This is a genomic window from Corynebacterium antarcticum (assembly GCF_016595285.2).
Taxonomy (GTDB): domain Bacteria; phylum Actinomycetota; class Actinomycetes; order Mycobacteriales; family Mycobacteriaceae; genus Corynebacterium; species Corynebacterium antarcticum.
Genome location: NZ_JAENIP020000004.1, coordinates 286,563 through 302,044, shown reverse-complemented (window position 1 = coordinate 302,044; position 15,482 = coordinate 286,563). Strand labels below are relative to the sequence as shown.

The 15,482-nt window shown below is 67.5% G+C and carries 8 protein-coding genes and 2 pseudogenes; 8 read left to right on the top strand and 2 right to left on the bottom strand.

Annotated features, from left to right (window positions below; all coding sequences use genetic code 11):
* The first annotated feature begins 100 nt into the window (after positions 1-100).
* The 8 genes and pseudogenes from JIM95_RS10915 (at position 101) to JIM95_RS10885 (ending at position 13,644) form a co-directional block, all read left to right on the top strand.
* The gene (locus JIM95_RS10915; protein ID WP_200256247.1) at positions 101-1,129 is read left to right on the top strand and encodes an alpha/beta hydrolase; all 1,029 of its coding nucleotides are present in this window, start codon (positions 101-103) and stop codon (positions 1,127-1,129) included.
* 457 nt (positions 1,130-1,586) lie between these two features.
* Positions 1,587-3,575: an alpha/beta hydrolase-fold protein gene (locus JIM95_RS10910; RefSeq protein WP_200256249.1), complete on the top strand. Its 1,989-nt coding sequence runs from the start codon at positions 1,587-1,589 to the stop codon at positions 3,573-3,575.
* Positions 3,575-4,129, top strand: coding sequence for a DUF732 domain-containing protein (locus JIM95_RS10905; protein WP_200256251.1), 555 nt, complete (start codon positions 3,575-3,577; stop codon positions 4,127-4,129). The genes JIM95_RS10910 and JIM95_RS10905 overlap by 1 nt, the downstream gene beginning before the upstream one ends.
* Before the next feature lie 5 nt (positions 4,130-4,134).
* Positions 4,135-5,115 (top strand): cutinase family protein, encoded by a 981-nt coding sequence (locus JIM95_RS10900; RefSeq protein ID WP_200256253.1) that lies wholly within the window; start codon positions 4,135-4,137, stop codon positions 5,113-5,115.
* 109 nt (positions 5,116-5,224) lie between these two features.
* Positions 5,225-7,069: a FadD32-like long-chain-fatty-acid--AMP ligase gene (locus tag JIM95_RS10895; RefSeq protein ID WP_200256729.1), complete on the top strand. Its 1,845-nt coding sequence runs from the start codon at positions 5,225-5,227 to the stop codon at positions 7,067-7,069.
* A gap of 167 nt (positions 7,070-7,236) precedes the next feature.
* Positions 7,237-10,897: pseudogene (locus tag JIM95_RS10890) on the top strand (beta-ketoacyl synthase N-terminal-like domain-containing protein); the annotation flags it as partial.
* A 77-nt stretch (positions 10,898-10,974) separates the two neighbouring features.
* Positions 10,975-12,069 (top strand): annotated as a pseudogene (locus JIM95_RS11600) (alpha/beta fold hydrolase); the annotation flags it as partial.
* A gap of 24 nt (positions 12,070-12,093) precedes the next feature.
* Positions 12,094-13,644 carry an acyl-CoA carboxylase subunit beta gene (locus JIM95_RS10885; protein WP_200256255.1) on the top strand — a complete coding sequence of 517 codons (1,551 nt, stop codon included), beginning with the start codon at positions 12,094-12,096 and terminating at the stop codon, positions 13,642-13,644.
* Positions 13,645-13,765: 121 nt separating this feature from the next.
* Here JIM95_RS10885 and JIM95_RS10880 read toward each other — a convergent pair whose 3' ends face one another.
* Both JIM95_RS10880 and JIM95_RS11535 read right to left on the bottom strand, forming a co-directional pair.
* Positions 13,766-14,029: a hypothetical protein gene (locus JIM95_RS10880; protein WP_200256257.1), complete on the bottom strand. Its 264-nt coding sequence runs from the start codon at positions 14,027-14,029 to the stop codon at positions 13,766-13,768.
* Positions 14,030-14,925: 896 nt separating this feature from the next.
* Positions 14,926-15,414: a DUF3054 domain-containing protein gene (locus JIM95_RS11535; RefSeq protein WP_200256259.1), complete on the bottom strand. Its 489-nt coding sequence runs from the start codon at positions 15,412-15,414 to the stop codon at positions 14,926-14,928.
* Positions 15,415-15,482 lie beyond the last annotated feature (68 nt).

Genomic DNA, 15,482 nt, shown 5'->3' with positions numbered 1-15,482 from the left:
GGTAACTGTGTAACAAAACGATCAAGCCCGTGGATATTCCGACCGGTCGCAGTTACCGACGACCGTCTGATTCCGGAATAAGCGTCCCGCAAGGAGAACAATGTCAATCGCCTCCCGTCTGCACAGCGCAGGGAAGAAGGTCACGTCCGTGGTGGCCGCCACCGCAGTGACCGCCACCCTCATGGTCGTCGGCGCCGGAACCGCCGAGGCCGCCAACCGGGACTGGCTCCGGCCGGATGCCACCGGTGCGTGTGAATGGGATGCCTCGGGGCACTGGGTTCAGCGGTGCGACGTCTGGTCGCCCGCGATGGACCGCACCGTGCCCGTCCTGGTGCAGCCCGCCCAGCGTGGCGGCGATGCGGGCTTCTACCTGCTCGACGGCATGCGCGCGGACCCGCACCAGACCGGCTGGACGATGTTCTCCGATGCCCAGGTCACGTACGAGGACAGCAACATCAACCTCATCATGCCGATCGGCGGAGCGGGTACCTTCTACGCGGACTGGGTCGACCCCGGGAACACCTTCTCATCCTCCGATCCGCAGGTGATCAAGTGGGAGACCTTCCTCACCGCTGAGTTGCCGGGCTATCTGCAGCAGCACTTCGGGGTCAACCCCAACCGCAACTCCATCGCGGGTCTCTCCATGGGCGGAACCGCGGCGCTGAACATCGCCGCGCGCCACCCCGAGATGTACCAGCAGGCCATGAGTTTCTCCGGATACCTCACCACGACGGCTCCCGGTATGCAGACCATGATTCGTTTCGCGCTCCTGGAGACCGGCGGCCTGAACCTCAACTCCATGTACGGCGCGCTGATCAGCCCCCGCCAGTTCGAGAACGACCCCTACTGGAACATGGAGGGGCTCCGCGGCAAGGACGTCTACGTCTCCGCGTCGACGGGCATGTGGACCGGGGGCGACTGGAATCTTCCCCTCTGGGACCGCATCGTCGGTTGGGGTCTCGAGGCGGTCTCCAGGGGTACCACGGTCTCCTGGGAGCGCAAGGCCCGCGAGATCGGTCTGAATCCGACCGTCGACTACCCGCCGACGGGTATCCACCGGTGGGGTATCTGGACCGATCAGATGCACAAGACCAAGGGCCGTGTCCTGGACGTCATGAACGCCTGGTGATTCAAGCCTGATCGCAGAGTCCCCGCCGGATCCCTTATTCAGGATCCGGCGGGGATTTTCCGTGTCCGTGGCCGGGGAGGATGGGGTGGACGGCCCGCTCCGGCTCAGTGGCGGGCGGGGCCGCCGGCCCGTGGTCCCGGACCGTCGCGGCGCGTCAGGTGTTTTCTTGTGGGGTGACGTCGGCGTGTCGCGACGTCAATGTCGACGGACAGCGGAGAGCTACCTAAACTTAAAGTCGATCTTTAGGGTCTGGCCGGGTGCCGGTACAGCGGTAAGTAACGGTCCGGCCCCCGAGCGACGAAATAACCGAAGAAGAGCCGGTGGCGGCGTCGCCGTTCGTTCCGGGCGAGGGGAACTCCCGGAGCGGGGCGGTACGCTGATACGTGCCACCGGATCCACCGGTCGGCCGGTTCTCCGGCGACCATTGATCTCAAGAACCGATACAAAGGACACCTTCATGCGCGACACCGCATCCAACAGCAGCCGGCGCTTTCACCGGATCGCACTCGCTGCAGTTCCCACCGCCCTCGCTCTGGGCGTCGGCCTCCTCTCCCCGGTCGCCTCGGCCGAGCAGTCGACGATCCTGGCACAGAGCTCCCAGCTCGGAGGTCTGTCCAGTGGGATCGGTCCCACCGGCGGAATCTCCGATTACCTCAAGGAGGACAATGTCCCGGAGCGTACCCCGGTAAAGACGGAGTACCCCGACATCCAGGGCCTCCCGGAAGGTGTCGACGTGGTCCGCCAGGAATGGCTGGGGACGCACCGTATCGCCCTGTTCATCAAGTCGGCGGCGATGCCGGAACAGCTGATGCAGGTCCAGATCCTGCTCGCCCGGGACTGGTACTCGCAGCCCGGCGCCACCTTCCCGAGCGTGTGGCTGCTCGACGGCCTGCGTGCCGTGGACGAGGAGTCCGGCTGGACGCTGCACACGAACGCGGAGCAGTTCTTCGCCGACAAGAACGTCAACGTGATCATGCCGATCGGCGGCGAGGCATCCTTCTACACCGACTGGAACCGCCCCGACAACGGCAAGAACTACCAGTGGGAGACCTTCCTCACGCAGGAACTCCCGGCCGTGCTGAACCAGGGGTACCGCGCCAACGGTGAGCGCGCCCTCGCCGGCCTCTCGATGGGCGGCACCGCCGCCGTCAACATCGCGGAACACCGTCCCGACCTCTTCAAGTTCGTCGGCTCGTTCTCGGGCTACCTGGACACCACGTCCACGGGTATGCCCCTGATGATCTCCGGTGCGCTCCGGGAGGGCGGCGGCTACGACGCCGACGCCATGTGGGGCCCGGCAGGTTCCCAGCGCTGGATCGACAACGACCCGAAGCTCGGCATCGAGGCGCTGAAGGGCAAGACCGTCTACGTCTCCGCCGGTTCGGGCCGCGACGACTTCGGTGAGCCCGGTTCCGTCGCCACCGGTCCATCCAACCAGGCGGGCAAGGGACTCGAGGTCATCGCGCGCATGACCTCGGAGACCTTCGTCACCGCGGCGAAGGATGCTGACGTCCCCGTCATCGCGATGTTCCGCCCGTCCGGAGTGCACAACTGGCCCTACTGGCAGTTCGAACTGACCCAGGCGTGGCCGTACATCGCCGACACCCTCGCCCTCAAGGACGAGGACCGCGGTGCGGACTGTGTCGCGATCGGTGCGATCGCGCAGGCGACCGCCTCCGGCGCGTGGGGCAACTGCGTGAACAACGAGTACGACGTCGTCGCCGGAGACGGCGACGCAGGCAAGGCGCAGGACTTCCGTGGCGGCCAGGCGTACTGGTCCCCGGACACCGGGGCACACGTGGTCATCGGCCGTATCGCCGCACGCTACGCGGAGCTCGGCGGGCCGGGTTCGTTCCTCGGCTTCCCGAAGACCAACGAGCTGAGCACGCCGGACGGCAGGGGACGTTTCGTGCACTTCGAGAACGGGTCCATCTACTGGACCCCGGAGACCGGCGCGCGCGAGATCCCGGGCGACATGTTCGAAGCCTGGGGCGATCAGGGCTGGGAGACCGGCGTACTCGGATACCCGGTGGACGTGGCCAAGGAGCTCGAGGGCAGCTGGATCCAGCAGTTCCAGGGTGGCTACGTCATCCGAACCCCGAAGAACGGCACATTCTGGTCCCGTGGCCTCATCGCCCGCAAGTACGGCGAGATGAAGGCGACCGCGTCGAAGCTCGGCGCACCGACCTCCAACGAGATCCTCATCCCGGGGGGTGCGCTCCAGAACTTCGACAACGGCACGATCTACTGGTCCGCCTCCACCGGTGCACACGCCGTGTACAACGGCGACATCCGTGACCACTGGGGCAGGAACGATTGGGAGCGGGGCAAGTTCGGCTGGCCGACCGGTGACCTCGAGGAGATCCAGGCCGGAGGGCTCCAGCAGTCCTTCCAGCACGGAAAGATCAAGCAGATCAACGGTCGAATCGTCGAGGAAATGAACTGATGCGCAGGTTTTCCCTTCCCCTGCTGACCGTCGCGGTACTCGCGCTCGCCGGATGCGGCGGAGTCACCTCGGAGAGCGACGACGTCTCCGCGGCCACGGCGACCACCTCCGCACTGCCCAAGGCGGATACGCGGACCTCCGGCGCCGGTGAATCCGACGGGGAGAAGTCGACCCGGGAATCGGGGGAGGCGGAGCTCTCCACATCCAGTCCGGAACGCCGGGAGGCGGCACCGGCGCCGGTCGTGCCCGCGGTTCCCGAGCCCCGGGACGGCGCGGCGAAGGAGATCGACGAGATCCCCGGCCTCGCCCAGGAACGGAGCCCCGCCGATCTGGACTACCTGAAGGCCCTCAGGGACGGCGGAATCTCCGTCGACGGCGTCGAGGACCAGATGATCGGTGCCGCAGCCGAGGTGTGCCGCTCGGCGGCCAGCGGTGTGGAGAACTACACGCTGGAGGCTGTCGCCGGCCAGCTCGTCGAACAGGAGCGCGCATCCGCACCGGTCCCGGAGATCGCTGATCGGATTGCCTCCGCCGCTAAGTCGGCGTACTGCTAGACGGTATGAAAAAAACGCTGACAGTCCTGGCCGTCATTGTCGTCGTCGGCCTCATCGCGGTGGGTACATGGCGGTGGGCCAACGACGAGGGGGTCATTCCCGGCCAGGACCCGGGCGAGCCCGGTGGGCCCGCCGCCACCGGTCCGGTGCAGCCGGACTGGTGCCCGGACGTCGAGGTCATCGCCGCGCCGGGAACCTGGGAGTCATCGCCCGCGGACGATCCGGTGAACCCGTCGTTCAACCCCAACTCCTTCCTGCTGACGGTCACCCGACCGGTGCAGAACACCTATCCCGCGGACCGGGTGAAGGTGTGGACGCTGCCGTACACCGCGCAGTTCCGCAACATCAACGCCGACCGTGAGATGACGTACGACGAGTCCCGCAACGAAGGCACGTCCACGCTGGAGAACGAGCTCCGGATCACCCACGGCGACTGTCCCCTCACAGACTTCATCATGACGGGTTTCTCCCAGGGCGCGGTCATCGTCGGTGACATCGCGAGTGAGATCGGCAACGGCCACGGGGCCGTGCCGGCCGAACGGGTCAGGGGTGTCGCCCTGGTCGCGGACGGCCGCCGCGAGCCCGGTGTCGGGCAGGCCGTGGGTAACCCGGTGTCCGGTGTCGGTGCCGAGATCTCGCTCGAACTGCTGAACCCGGCGGTGCAGATCATCACCCCGGGTGCCACGATGCGGGGTCCCCGGGACAGCGGCTTCGGTGTCCTGGACGGCCGGACCTTCCAGGTCTGCGCCCCGAACGACCACATCTGCGATGCCCCGCTGGGCGTGGGCAATGCCGTGGAGCGTGCCCAGGGCCTGATCGAGAACAACGGGGTGCACGCCCAGTACGCGACGAATCCGAACGTCTTCCCGGGGTCGACCACCACGCAGTGGCTGATCGGCTGGATCTCCGGTCTCATCGACGGGGCTCCGGCCCCTGTGCAGGCGCCCGAATCAGGGGCGGTCAATTCAGTGCCTCCGGTGCCCTGACACCGCGCGTCGGCGTGGGTTTCGTCGGCAAAGTAATACACTGGACCAAACTTACGATGCAGATTTCGGTGCCGGACAGCACGCACCTCACCGACGAACGAGGAGAATGATGGATCTCAAGGCGGCAATGGGCCAGTTCTTTGATGACAAGGGCCAGATCAACCTTCCCGAGCAGCTGACGCTGGCCGGACTGTGCGAGACCCTCTACATGGTGGAGGCCGCCTCCGGTGGCGCGGACCGTGAGTGCCTCCGGTTCTGGGACTACTCCGCGAACCGAGAGGGGGACCGCACGGACTACTCGCGGAAGCAGATCAACACCCGAATCAAGGCCGTCGCCGCCCGACTCCAGCAGATCGGGACCCTCGGGGACCGGGTCGCGGTGCTCGCCGGCAACAGCCCGGAGTACATGTTCGGCTTCCTCGGCGCGATGTACGCAGGCATGGCCCCGATCCCGCTGTACGATCCGACTGAACCCGGCCACGGTGACCACCTGACGGCGGTGCTCGCGGACTGCGAGCCGAAGTTCATCCTGACGAACTCCGCGTCCGCGGCGGCCGTCCGCAAGCTGTTCGCGTCGCGCCCCGCCGCCGAACGCCCGCGCATCCTCACGATCGACGCGCTGCCGGACTCCCTCGCCGAGAGCTTCGTCAATCCCCTGGAGACCGAGGCGGGAAAGCAGCTCGCCGCATCCTCGACCTCTTCGCCGCTCGACCTCGTGGCGTTCCTGCAGTACACCTCCGGGTCGACCCGTACGCCCGCCGGCGTGGTGCTCACCAACCGGAACATCATGACCAACGTGCTGCAGATCTTCACCGCCGCGAACTTCAAGCTTCCGCTGCGGGTCGTCTCCTGGCTGCCGCTGCACCACGACATGGGCATCATCCTCGCTGCATTCTGCATCATCCTCGGACTGAAGATCGAGATGATGAATCCCCGCGACTTCATCCAGCAGCCCAGCCGCTGGCTGGAGCAGATCTCCGCCGGCGACGAGGGTGAGCACACCTACACCATCGTCCCGAACTTCGCCCTCGAGCTCGCCGTCCGCTACGGCCGTCCCGCCGAGGGGCAGGCCCTGGACCTCAGCCGAGTCGACGGACTGATCATCGGCTCCGAGCCGGTAACCCCGAAGGCCATCAACCAGTTCATCGAGACTTTCGGTGGCTACGGGCTGGACACCACCGCCATCCGGCCCTCCTACGGCCTCGCCGAGGCCTCGCTCATCGTCTCCACCCCGATGACCGAGAACCGGCCCGTCATCACGTGGGTCGACCGGGAGCGTCTCAACGAGGGCACCGCCGTCGTCGTCGACGGCCCCGCCGACAACGCGGCCGCCCTGGTGTCCAACGGCCAGGTCGCCCGGCCCCAGCAGCTCGTCATCGTCGACCCCGAGACCCGTTGCGAGGTGCCCGACGGCACCGTCGGCGAGATATGGACCCACGGCGACAACACCGCCGCCGGATACCTCGACCGCCCCGAGGACACCGCGGAGACGTTCCGCAACACCCTCGCCGGGCGTCTGCCGGAGAACTCCCGCGCCGAGGGAGCCCCGGACGACGACCGCTGGATGGCCACCGGCGACCTCGGGGTCATCGTGGACAACGAGCTCTACATCACGGGCCGTCGCAAGGACCTCATCATCATCGCGGGCCGCAACCACTACCCGCAGGACATCGAGTACACCGTCGACCACGCCTCGGACCACATCCGGCCGGCCGCCATCGCCGCGTTCGCCGTTCCGGGCGATGAGGTGGAGAAGCTCGTCATCATCGCTGAGCGTGACCTGGGTCGCGACGCGGACGGGGACGCCGCCGCCGTCGAAGCGATCCGGACCGCGGTGTCCAGCTCGCACGGTGTCGTGCCCGCGGACATCGTGATCGTCGGGCCCGACGAGATCAAGCGCAGCTCCAGCGGTAAGATTGCGCGGAGGGTCTGCAGCCGCGACTATCTCGCATAGGGATCATCCGCCACCACCGTAGAGACCCTCCATGGAATCCCCCCGTGACACCCACGGGAGGGGAATCACGGGGGGTCGATGCGTTGTCGGGCGTGAAACATTCATCACGGCGGCAGAGATAGTTCATGAAGACCGAAATCACCACACGAAAAGAGTGAAGCCACCGCATGGATCACAGTCAGCAGTCCTCGTCGATGACCACCGCAGAACTACGTACGTGGTTGCGCGACTGGGTCGTGAGGACAACGGGTCTGCCCGAGGAGGAGATCAGCGACGACAAGCCGATGGAGACCTTCGGGCTGTCCTCGCGTGACGTAGTGGTCCTCTCCGGCGAACTGGAGAACCTCGTCGGAACCCAGCTCGACGCGACGGTGGCGTACGAGTTCCCGACGATCGCGGCACTCGCCCGTCGCGTCATCGAGGGGCCCGTGGCGGTACAGCGCAGTGCCCGGGCGCAGGCCGGGGTGCGCACCACATCGGTGAGCCGGACCCCCGGCAGCCACGACATCGCGATCGTCGGAATGTCCGCCCGCTATCCGGGCGCGGGCAACCTCGACGAGATGTGGGATCTGCTGGTCAGCGGCCGCGACGGGGTGGGCGACCTGCCCATCGGCCGCTGGTCCGAGTACTCGGGCGATGACGTCATGGCGCGCAAACTGGCCGAGGTCAACACCACGGGTGGCTATCTCGAGGACATCGCGACCTTCGACGCCGAGTTCTTCGGGTTCTCACCCGTCGAGGCCGCCAACATGGACCCGCAGCAGCGTATCGTCCTCGAACTCGCCTGGGAGGCCCTCGAGAACGCGCACATCCCCGTGTCCTCGTTGCGTGGTGAGCCCGTGGGCGTCTACATAGGCTCGACGAACAACGACTACGGGATGCTCATCTCCGCAGATCCGGCGGAGGCGCACCCCTACGCGCTGACCGGAACGGCCAGCTCCATCATCCCGAACCGTATCTCCTACGCCTTCGACTTCCGGGGACCCTCGGTGTCCGTCGACACCGCATGCTCGTCGTCACTCGTCGCGATCCACCACGCCGTCCGGGCGCTGCGCGACGGCGACGCCACCGTCGCGCTCGCCGGTGGCGTCAACATCCTCTCCTCACCGTTCATCTCCACGGCCTTCGGGGAACTCGGTGTGATCAGCCCGACGGGCAAGATCCACGCGTTCTCCGAGGACGCCGACGGGTTCATCCGCTCCGACGGAGCCGGTCTCGTCGTGCTCAAGCGCGTCAACGACGCCATAGCCGACGGTGATGAGATCCTCGCCGTGATCAAGGGAACGGCCGTCAACTCCGACGGCCGTTCCAACGGGTTGACCGCCCCCAACCCCGAGGCACAGATCGACGTCCTCGAGCGTGCGTACGCGGATGCGGGCATCGATCCGGCCGTGGTCGACTACGTCGAGGCCCACGGCACCGGCACGATCCTCGGCGATCCGATCGAGGCCACCGCCCTGGGTGCGGTGCTCGGAGCGGACCGCGACGCCGCGGACCCGATGCTGCTCGGCAGCGCGAAGACGAACTTCGGGCACACCGAGTCGGCGGCGGGGGCCGCCGGCCTGATCAAGGTCGTCCTCGGCATACGCAACGGCGTGATCCCACCGTCGCTGAACTTCACCGGACCGAACCCCTACATCGACTTCGACGCCGAACACATCGAGGTCGTCGAGGACCCGCGCGAATGGCCCTGCTACTCGGGACGCCCCACCGCGGGCGTGTCCGGCTTCGGCTTCGGCGGCACGAATGCGCACGCCGTGGTGCAGAACTTCGATCCGATGGACTACGACATCGAGCGCCCCGAGGCCGAACCGCAGCTCGATGACGGCCGGGCGGTCCTGCTGCCGGTCTCCGGTCTGCTGCCGTCCCGCCGTGCACGGGCCGCAGGTGTACTGGCCGAGTTCCTCGAGGGCCGTCCGGACTCCGATCTGCCGAAGGTCGCGCGTTCCCTCGCGCGGCAGAACCACGGACGGTCCGCGGCCGTGGTCACCGCATCGACCGTCGCCGAGGCCGTCAAACGCCTGGGCATCGTCGCCGAACGCAAGAAGGGCGCCGGTATCGCGGTCGCCGATTCCCCCGCCCAGCCCGGCCCCGTGTTCGTCTATTCGGGATTCGGCTCACAGCACCGCAAGATGGCCAAGGACCTCTACGAGCTGTCGCCGCTGTTCCGCGGGCGGCTCGATGAGCTGAACGAGATCATCGGCTTCGAGTCCGGATGGTCGCTGACCGACATCATCACCGACGACGAGCAGACCTACGACACCGAGACCGCCCAGGTCGGCATCACCGCGATCCAGATCGCGCTGACCGACCTGCTCGCACATCTCGGGGCGGTACCCGCCGCCGTCGCGGGCATGTCCATGGGGGAGATCGCCGCGGCCTACGCCGCCGGTGGACTCACCGCCGAGGACGCCATGCGGGTGGCCTGCCACCGCTCACGGCTGATGGGTGAGGGGGAGAAGTCCCTCCCCGAGGACCAGCTGGGTGCGATGGCCGTGGTGGAGTTCTCCGTCGACGAGCTGGACACCTTCATCGCCGCGAACCCCGACTTCGCTGGCATCGAGCCCGCCGTCTACGCCGGTCCGGGGATGACCACCGTCGGCGGCCCCCGGGACGCCGTCGTCCGTTTCGTCGAACTGCTGGAGAAGCAGGAGAAGTTCGCCCGGCTGCTCAACGTCCGGGGAGCCGGGCACACCAGCGCCGTTGAACCGCTGCTCGGCGAACTCGCCGCGGAAACCGCCGACATCGGACCCCGTCCGCTGAAGATCCCGCTCTACAGCTCCGTCGACCGTGGCGTGGTCTACCCGGCGGGTTCCGTCGTCCACGACACCGACTACTGGGTGCGCTGCACCCGGGGACGGGTCTGGTTCCTGGACGCGATCTCCCGCGTGTTCGCCGACGGTCACGACATCCTCGTCGAGGTCTGCCCGAACCCCGTGGCACTGATGGGCATGATGAACACCGCATTCTCGGTGGGTAAGCCTGACGCTCAGCTGCTGCACACCCTCAAGCGCAAGGTGCCCCCGGCCGAGACCCTGCGGGACGTGCTGTCCCGGCTCTACGTCGCGGGCCAGCCGATCGACCTCGGTCTGCTCCTCGGCGACGGTGAACGCATCGACGCCCCCGGTGTGCGCTGGAAGCACCAGCGCTACTGGACCGCCGCCCGCCCGTCGTCGACATCGGTGTCCGGCATCCCCGGTAACCGGGTGGCCCTGCCGGATGGATCGGTGGCGTTCTCCATCCTCGCGGAGACCGTGCCGTCGACCCTCGCACTCGTCGAGGCCGCCGCCGAGTCACTGAACCCGGAGGTCACGGTCGTCGCCTTCGAGGAACGCAGTACCCTGCCGCCCTCGGGTGAGATCACGACGGTCGCCCGCCGTCATCTCGGCGGAGTGGACGTCACCGTCCACCGCATGTTCGGTGACACCGCGACCCTCCTCGCGGAAGGATTCGCCGCGGCGCACACCGGCGCCGGCCCGGTGCCCGGCGGCGCGGGTGTGGGAAGCTACGACTCCGATTCGGAGGCCGCGGACCCGTCTGAGACGGGTCTTCCGGAGATCATCGTCGACGCCGTGCGCTGGGATCCGGCGAGCGGCGAGAGCGTCGAGGACCGGTTGCGGACCATCGTCAGTGAGTCCATGGGCTACGACGTCGATGATCTTCCGGGTGAACTCCCGCTGATCGATCTCGGGCTCGATTCCCTGATGGGCATGCGCATCAAGAACCGCATCGAGAACGACTTCCAGATCCCGCCGCTGCAGGTCCAGGCTCTGCGCGACGCGTCCGTCGCCGACGTCGTCGTCCTGGTCGAGCAGCTCGTCGCGGACCGGCACTCCACCCCCGGAGAAACGGAGTCCGCCCCCGAGGCAGCCGCGCAGGCCGCGCAGTCGACGGCGGACACCCAGGGGCAGGGCGTCGGTGTCGCACCCCGCGACGCGTCCGAGCGGCTGGTATTCGCCACCTGGGCGACACTGACGGGTGCTGCTGCTGCCGGTGTGACCAGTGAACTCCCCGGGATCGACGAGGAGACCGCGACCGCGATCGCGGAGCGCCTCACCGAGCGCTCCGGCACGGAGATCACCGCCGCGCAGGTTCGCGGGGCACAGACCCTCGAACCGCTGGCCGATGCCGTACGCGAGGGCCTCGAGACCGAGGTCGAGGGCAACATCCGCGTCCTGCGACCCCGCGTGGAGGGCTCCGCCAAACCCGCCGTGTTCATGTTCCACCCGGCCGGTGGTTCCTCGGTGGTGTACCAGCCGCTGATGCGGCGGCTGCCGGAGGACGTCCCCGTCTACGGCGTCGAGCGCCTCGAGGGCTCCCTGGAGGAGCGTGCCGCCGCATACATCGACGAGATCCGCACCTACTCCGACGGCCGGCCCGTGATCCTCGGAGGCTGGAGCTTCGGCGGCGCACTGGCCTACGAGGTCGCCCACCAGCTCGTCGGCTCCGACATCGAGATCGAGCAGATCGTGCTGCTCGACACCGTGCAACCCTCCGAACCGGTGCCGGACACGATGGAGGAGACCAAGGCCCGCTGGAAGCGCTACCAGGCCTTCGCCAAGAAGACCTACGGTCTCGACTTCCCGGTCCCCTTCGATCTCCTCGAGAGCGCCGGTGAAGAGGCCCTGCTGGCGATGATGGGAGAGTTCCTCGCCAACACCGACGCCACCGAACACGGGCTGTCCGCGGGTGTTCTCGAGCACCAGCGGGCCAGCTTCGTGGACAACCGGATCCTCGACAGGGTCGATCTCGGCCGCTGGGCGGACGTGCAGGTCCCGGTCCTCCTGTTCCGCGCGGAGCGCATGCACGATGGCGCGATCGAACTGGAACCGCGGCTCGAGCGAATTGACCCCGACGGCGGATGGTCCGCTATCGTTAATGAGTTGGAGATCGTTCAATTGAGCGGCGACCATCTCGCCATCGTGGACGAGCCGGTCATCGGGACCGTCGGCGCACACCTCACCCGGCGCATCGAAGAGCTCGCCCGCGACGACAACTAGGACCAGAAGAGGTAAAGGGGCGACGTGACCGGCCACACCACCGCTGAAAAACTCGCGGATCTGCACGCCAAACTCGCACGGGCGCAGGATCCGGGGAGTGAGAAAGCGCGCGCCAAGCGCGATGCCGCCGGCCTGACGACGCCCCGCCACCGTATTTCCCGGATCCTGGACGAGGGTTCCTTCGTGGAGATCGGGGCGCTGGGGCGGACCCCGGACACCCCGGACGCCCCCTACGGTGACGGTGTCGTAGCCGGATACGGTCGGATCGACGGGCGAACCGTCGCGGTCTACGCCCACGACAAGACCGTGTTCGGTGGTTCGGTCGGCGTGACCTTCGGCAAGAAGGTCTGCGAGGTGATGGACATGGCCATCAAGATCGGGTGCCCCGTCATCGGCATCAACGACTCGGGTGGCGCCCGCATCCAGGACGCCGTCACCTCTCTCGCCATGTACTCGGAGATCGCCCGTCGCCAGTTGCCCCTGTCGGGGCGCAGCCCACAGATCTCGATCATGCTGGGCAAGTGCGCGGGCGGTGCGGTGTACGCGCCCGTCACCACCGACTTCGTCGTCGCCGTGGCGGACCGGTCCGAGATGTACGTCACCGGCCCCGAAGTGATCAAGAGCGTCACCGGCGAGGTCATCTCCTCGGCCGAACTCGGTGGTGCCGACGAGCAGATGCTGAACGGCAACGTCTCCTACGTCGCCACCGACGAGGAGGACGCGTACGACTACGTCCACGAACTCCTCGACCACCTGCCGAGTTCCTGCTTCGAGTCGGCGCCGGTGTACGACGCCGCGGACGACACTCCGACTGAACGGGACCTGGCGCTCGACTCGTTCATGCCGGATGACACCAATGCCGGGTACGACATGCACGATCTCCTCGACCAGATCTTCGACGATGAGGGTCTGCTGGAGATCCAGGCGGAGTACGCCCCGAACATGATCACCGGTTTCGCGCGCATCGACGGAAACAGCGTCGGGGTCGTGGCGAACCAGCCCATGTTCTACGCCGGTTGCATCGACGCGGACGCCGCCGACAAGTCCTCGCGTTTCATCCGGATCTGCGACGCGTACAACATCCCGCTGGTGTTCGTCGTCGACACCCCCGGCTATCTGCCCGGCGTCGAGCAGGAGAAGCTCGGTCTTATCCACCGTGGTGCGAAGCTCGGGTTCTCCGTCGTGGAGGCCACCGTGCCGAAGATCTCCCTCATCGTGCGCAAGGCATACGGAGGGGCCTACGCGGTCATGGGGTCGAAATCCCTGTCCGGTGACATCAACCTCGCCTGGCCCACCGCCCAGGTCGCCGTCATGGGAGCGGCCGCGGCCGTCGTGATGATCCAGGGCCGTCAGATCGCCGCCGCCCCGCCGGAGCAGCGGGAGTACATGAAGAAGCTGTTCATGGACTTCTACGACGAGAACATGACCAGCCCGTACGTCGCCGCCGAGCGGGGCTACATCGACGCGATGATCGAACCGAACCAGACCCGCGTCGCGCTCCGGCAGGCGCTGCGGCAACTGTCCACGAAGCGGGTCCCCGTCGAGCAGAAGAAGCACACCATCATGCCGATGTGACCGGGAACCAGGCGTGGCAAACAAGTGCCACGCCTGTAACCAGACAAAACACCTACTTCACGGCCCGCAGACCACCACCGCCACGACCATCCATCCCGCATTCTGCCCGCAGGCGGTCATCTCACCGGTACCGGTGGCGTGCCACGGGCACGATGACCCTCCGAGCCAGCAGCCAGACCGGGGGGCCGACAACGGGGGCGATCAGGCACAGGACCGCGCAGAGCAGAGCCGCGGTGGACGTGGATTCAGCCCGTTCCACGGAATAGACCGCGGTCGCCGTGAGGACAACGAGCACGAGGGCGCTCAGCCACACCGCCGTGCTGTCCATCGGTGCGCCTGGTGCGGAGAGCGACTGCGGGTCGTGTGCGGTGGGCACTACGGGCACGGGGTTCCTTCCGGATCATCGGTCGGGTGCTGGTGGCCGGCTCGCCGGGTGCAGCGAATCGGAGCGATGGACTGTGTTCCGGGGCGAGGCCTACATGGTACCTCTCAGTTCGGGGCCGCCTCACGGGCGAACGGGCTCCCGATGCAGCCCCGGGATCTGGCCGCTGTCGTGCCCGGGTGCGGGGCTGGATAGGTCTGTCCACCGCTCGTCCGCACCGTGTCTCACCCCACTGATGATGCGGGTGCAGCCGAGCGGACCGGTGGAAACTGCCGGGCGGCTGTCCCGGTGGCGGTCGGACCCGGTCGGTGGCACCGTGGTCGCCGTCGGCTTCTGGACCATCGCCGCGCGGGACACCTTTCACGTGGCGCTCGTCTCGGTCGGGGTATCCGGGGTCGCGCCCGTCTTCTGCGGTTTTCTCTGTGCGGGCATCCCTGATGGCGATGGGCGTCGGCACATTGCTGATGGGGTTTCGCCGTCGTCCACGGGCTCCGCAAGCTGCGGGAAAGCTGGACCGTGGACAACATGCTCAGGCAGCTGCGTGAGGCGCACGGACTGTCGCGACAGACCGTCACAGCATCGAGAAGGGGCGCTACCCTCCTTCGCTGCCACTGGCGTTCCAGCTGGCCGGGCAATTCTCCTGCAGCATCGGGGACATCTTCATTCCCGATCCCGACAAAGAGGTGGAACAGGGGCTGAGCGGACACGATCACTGTCGTGGACGAGCCGTGCGGGACGACCACTCCCAGTCCCGTGGGAGGGCACAGTGGACCGAACGGGGGCTCAGGCACCCGCCGGAGCCGGCGCCCGATTCCCGCGGTCGATCTGTTGACAGGTACTCCGGCGTGCGCGCAGTCACCGGGCGGGTGTACACCGGGCCCCTGGCGCGGAACCGGGCGCTACCTCAACTGCCGTCTTCCGCCGTGGGCCCGGTTCCGGCGGAGTCGACGGTCCGCGGTGCGGAACCGGTTACCCACCCGCACCGACCCCATGCGGCGAGCCACTGTGCCGAAGACCCGCCACCCGAGCAAGAGCAGCCCGGACATGAGACCCGCGACGATCATGAACGACCAGTGGGGGATCGCCGCGTGTGACACTCCCCATGCAGCCAGACCGGTCACCAGGGTGACCAGCCACACGGTGATTCCCCCGGGGTTCACCGGCAGGGGGCCGCGGCGTTTGACCGAGAGGATCCCGTATGCGACCAGGACCCCGACGAGAAACGGCAACGCCGTGGCCAGCCAGCCGGCGATCGAGAATTCGAGCCCGTCACCGCGGTGTGCGAGCCGAGCCAGGAGCGCGAACAGGAGAATCGCGGTCAGGTCCGTCCGTAGTGCCCGACGGTGGTCAACGAAGAAGGCGACAGGGGATTTCGGGGTTCTGCTCACGGGGTGCTCCTCACTGCGGGCCTCTCGGCGGAAGGCCCCGACGCCGGTGTACGGCGTCGGGTATCTCA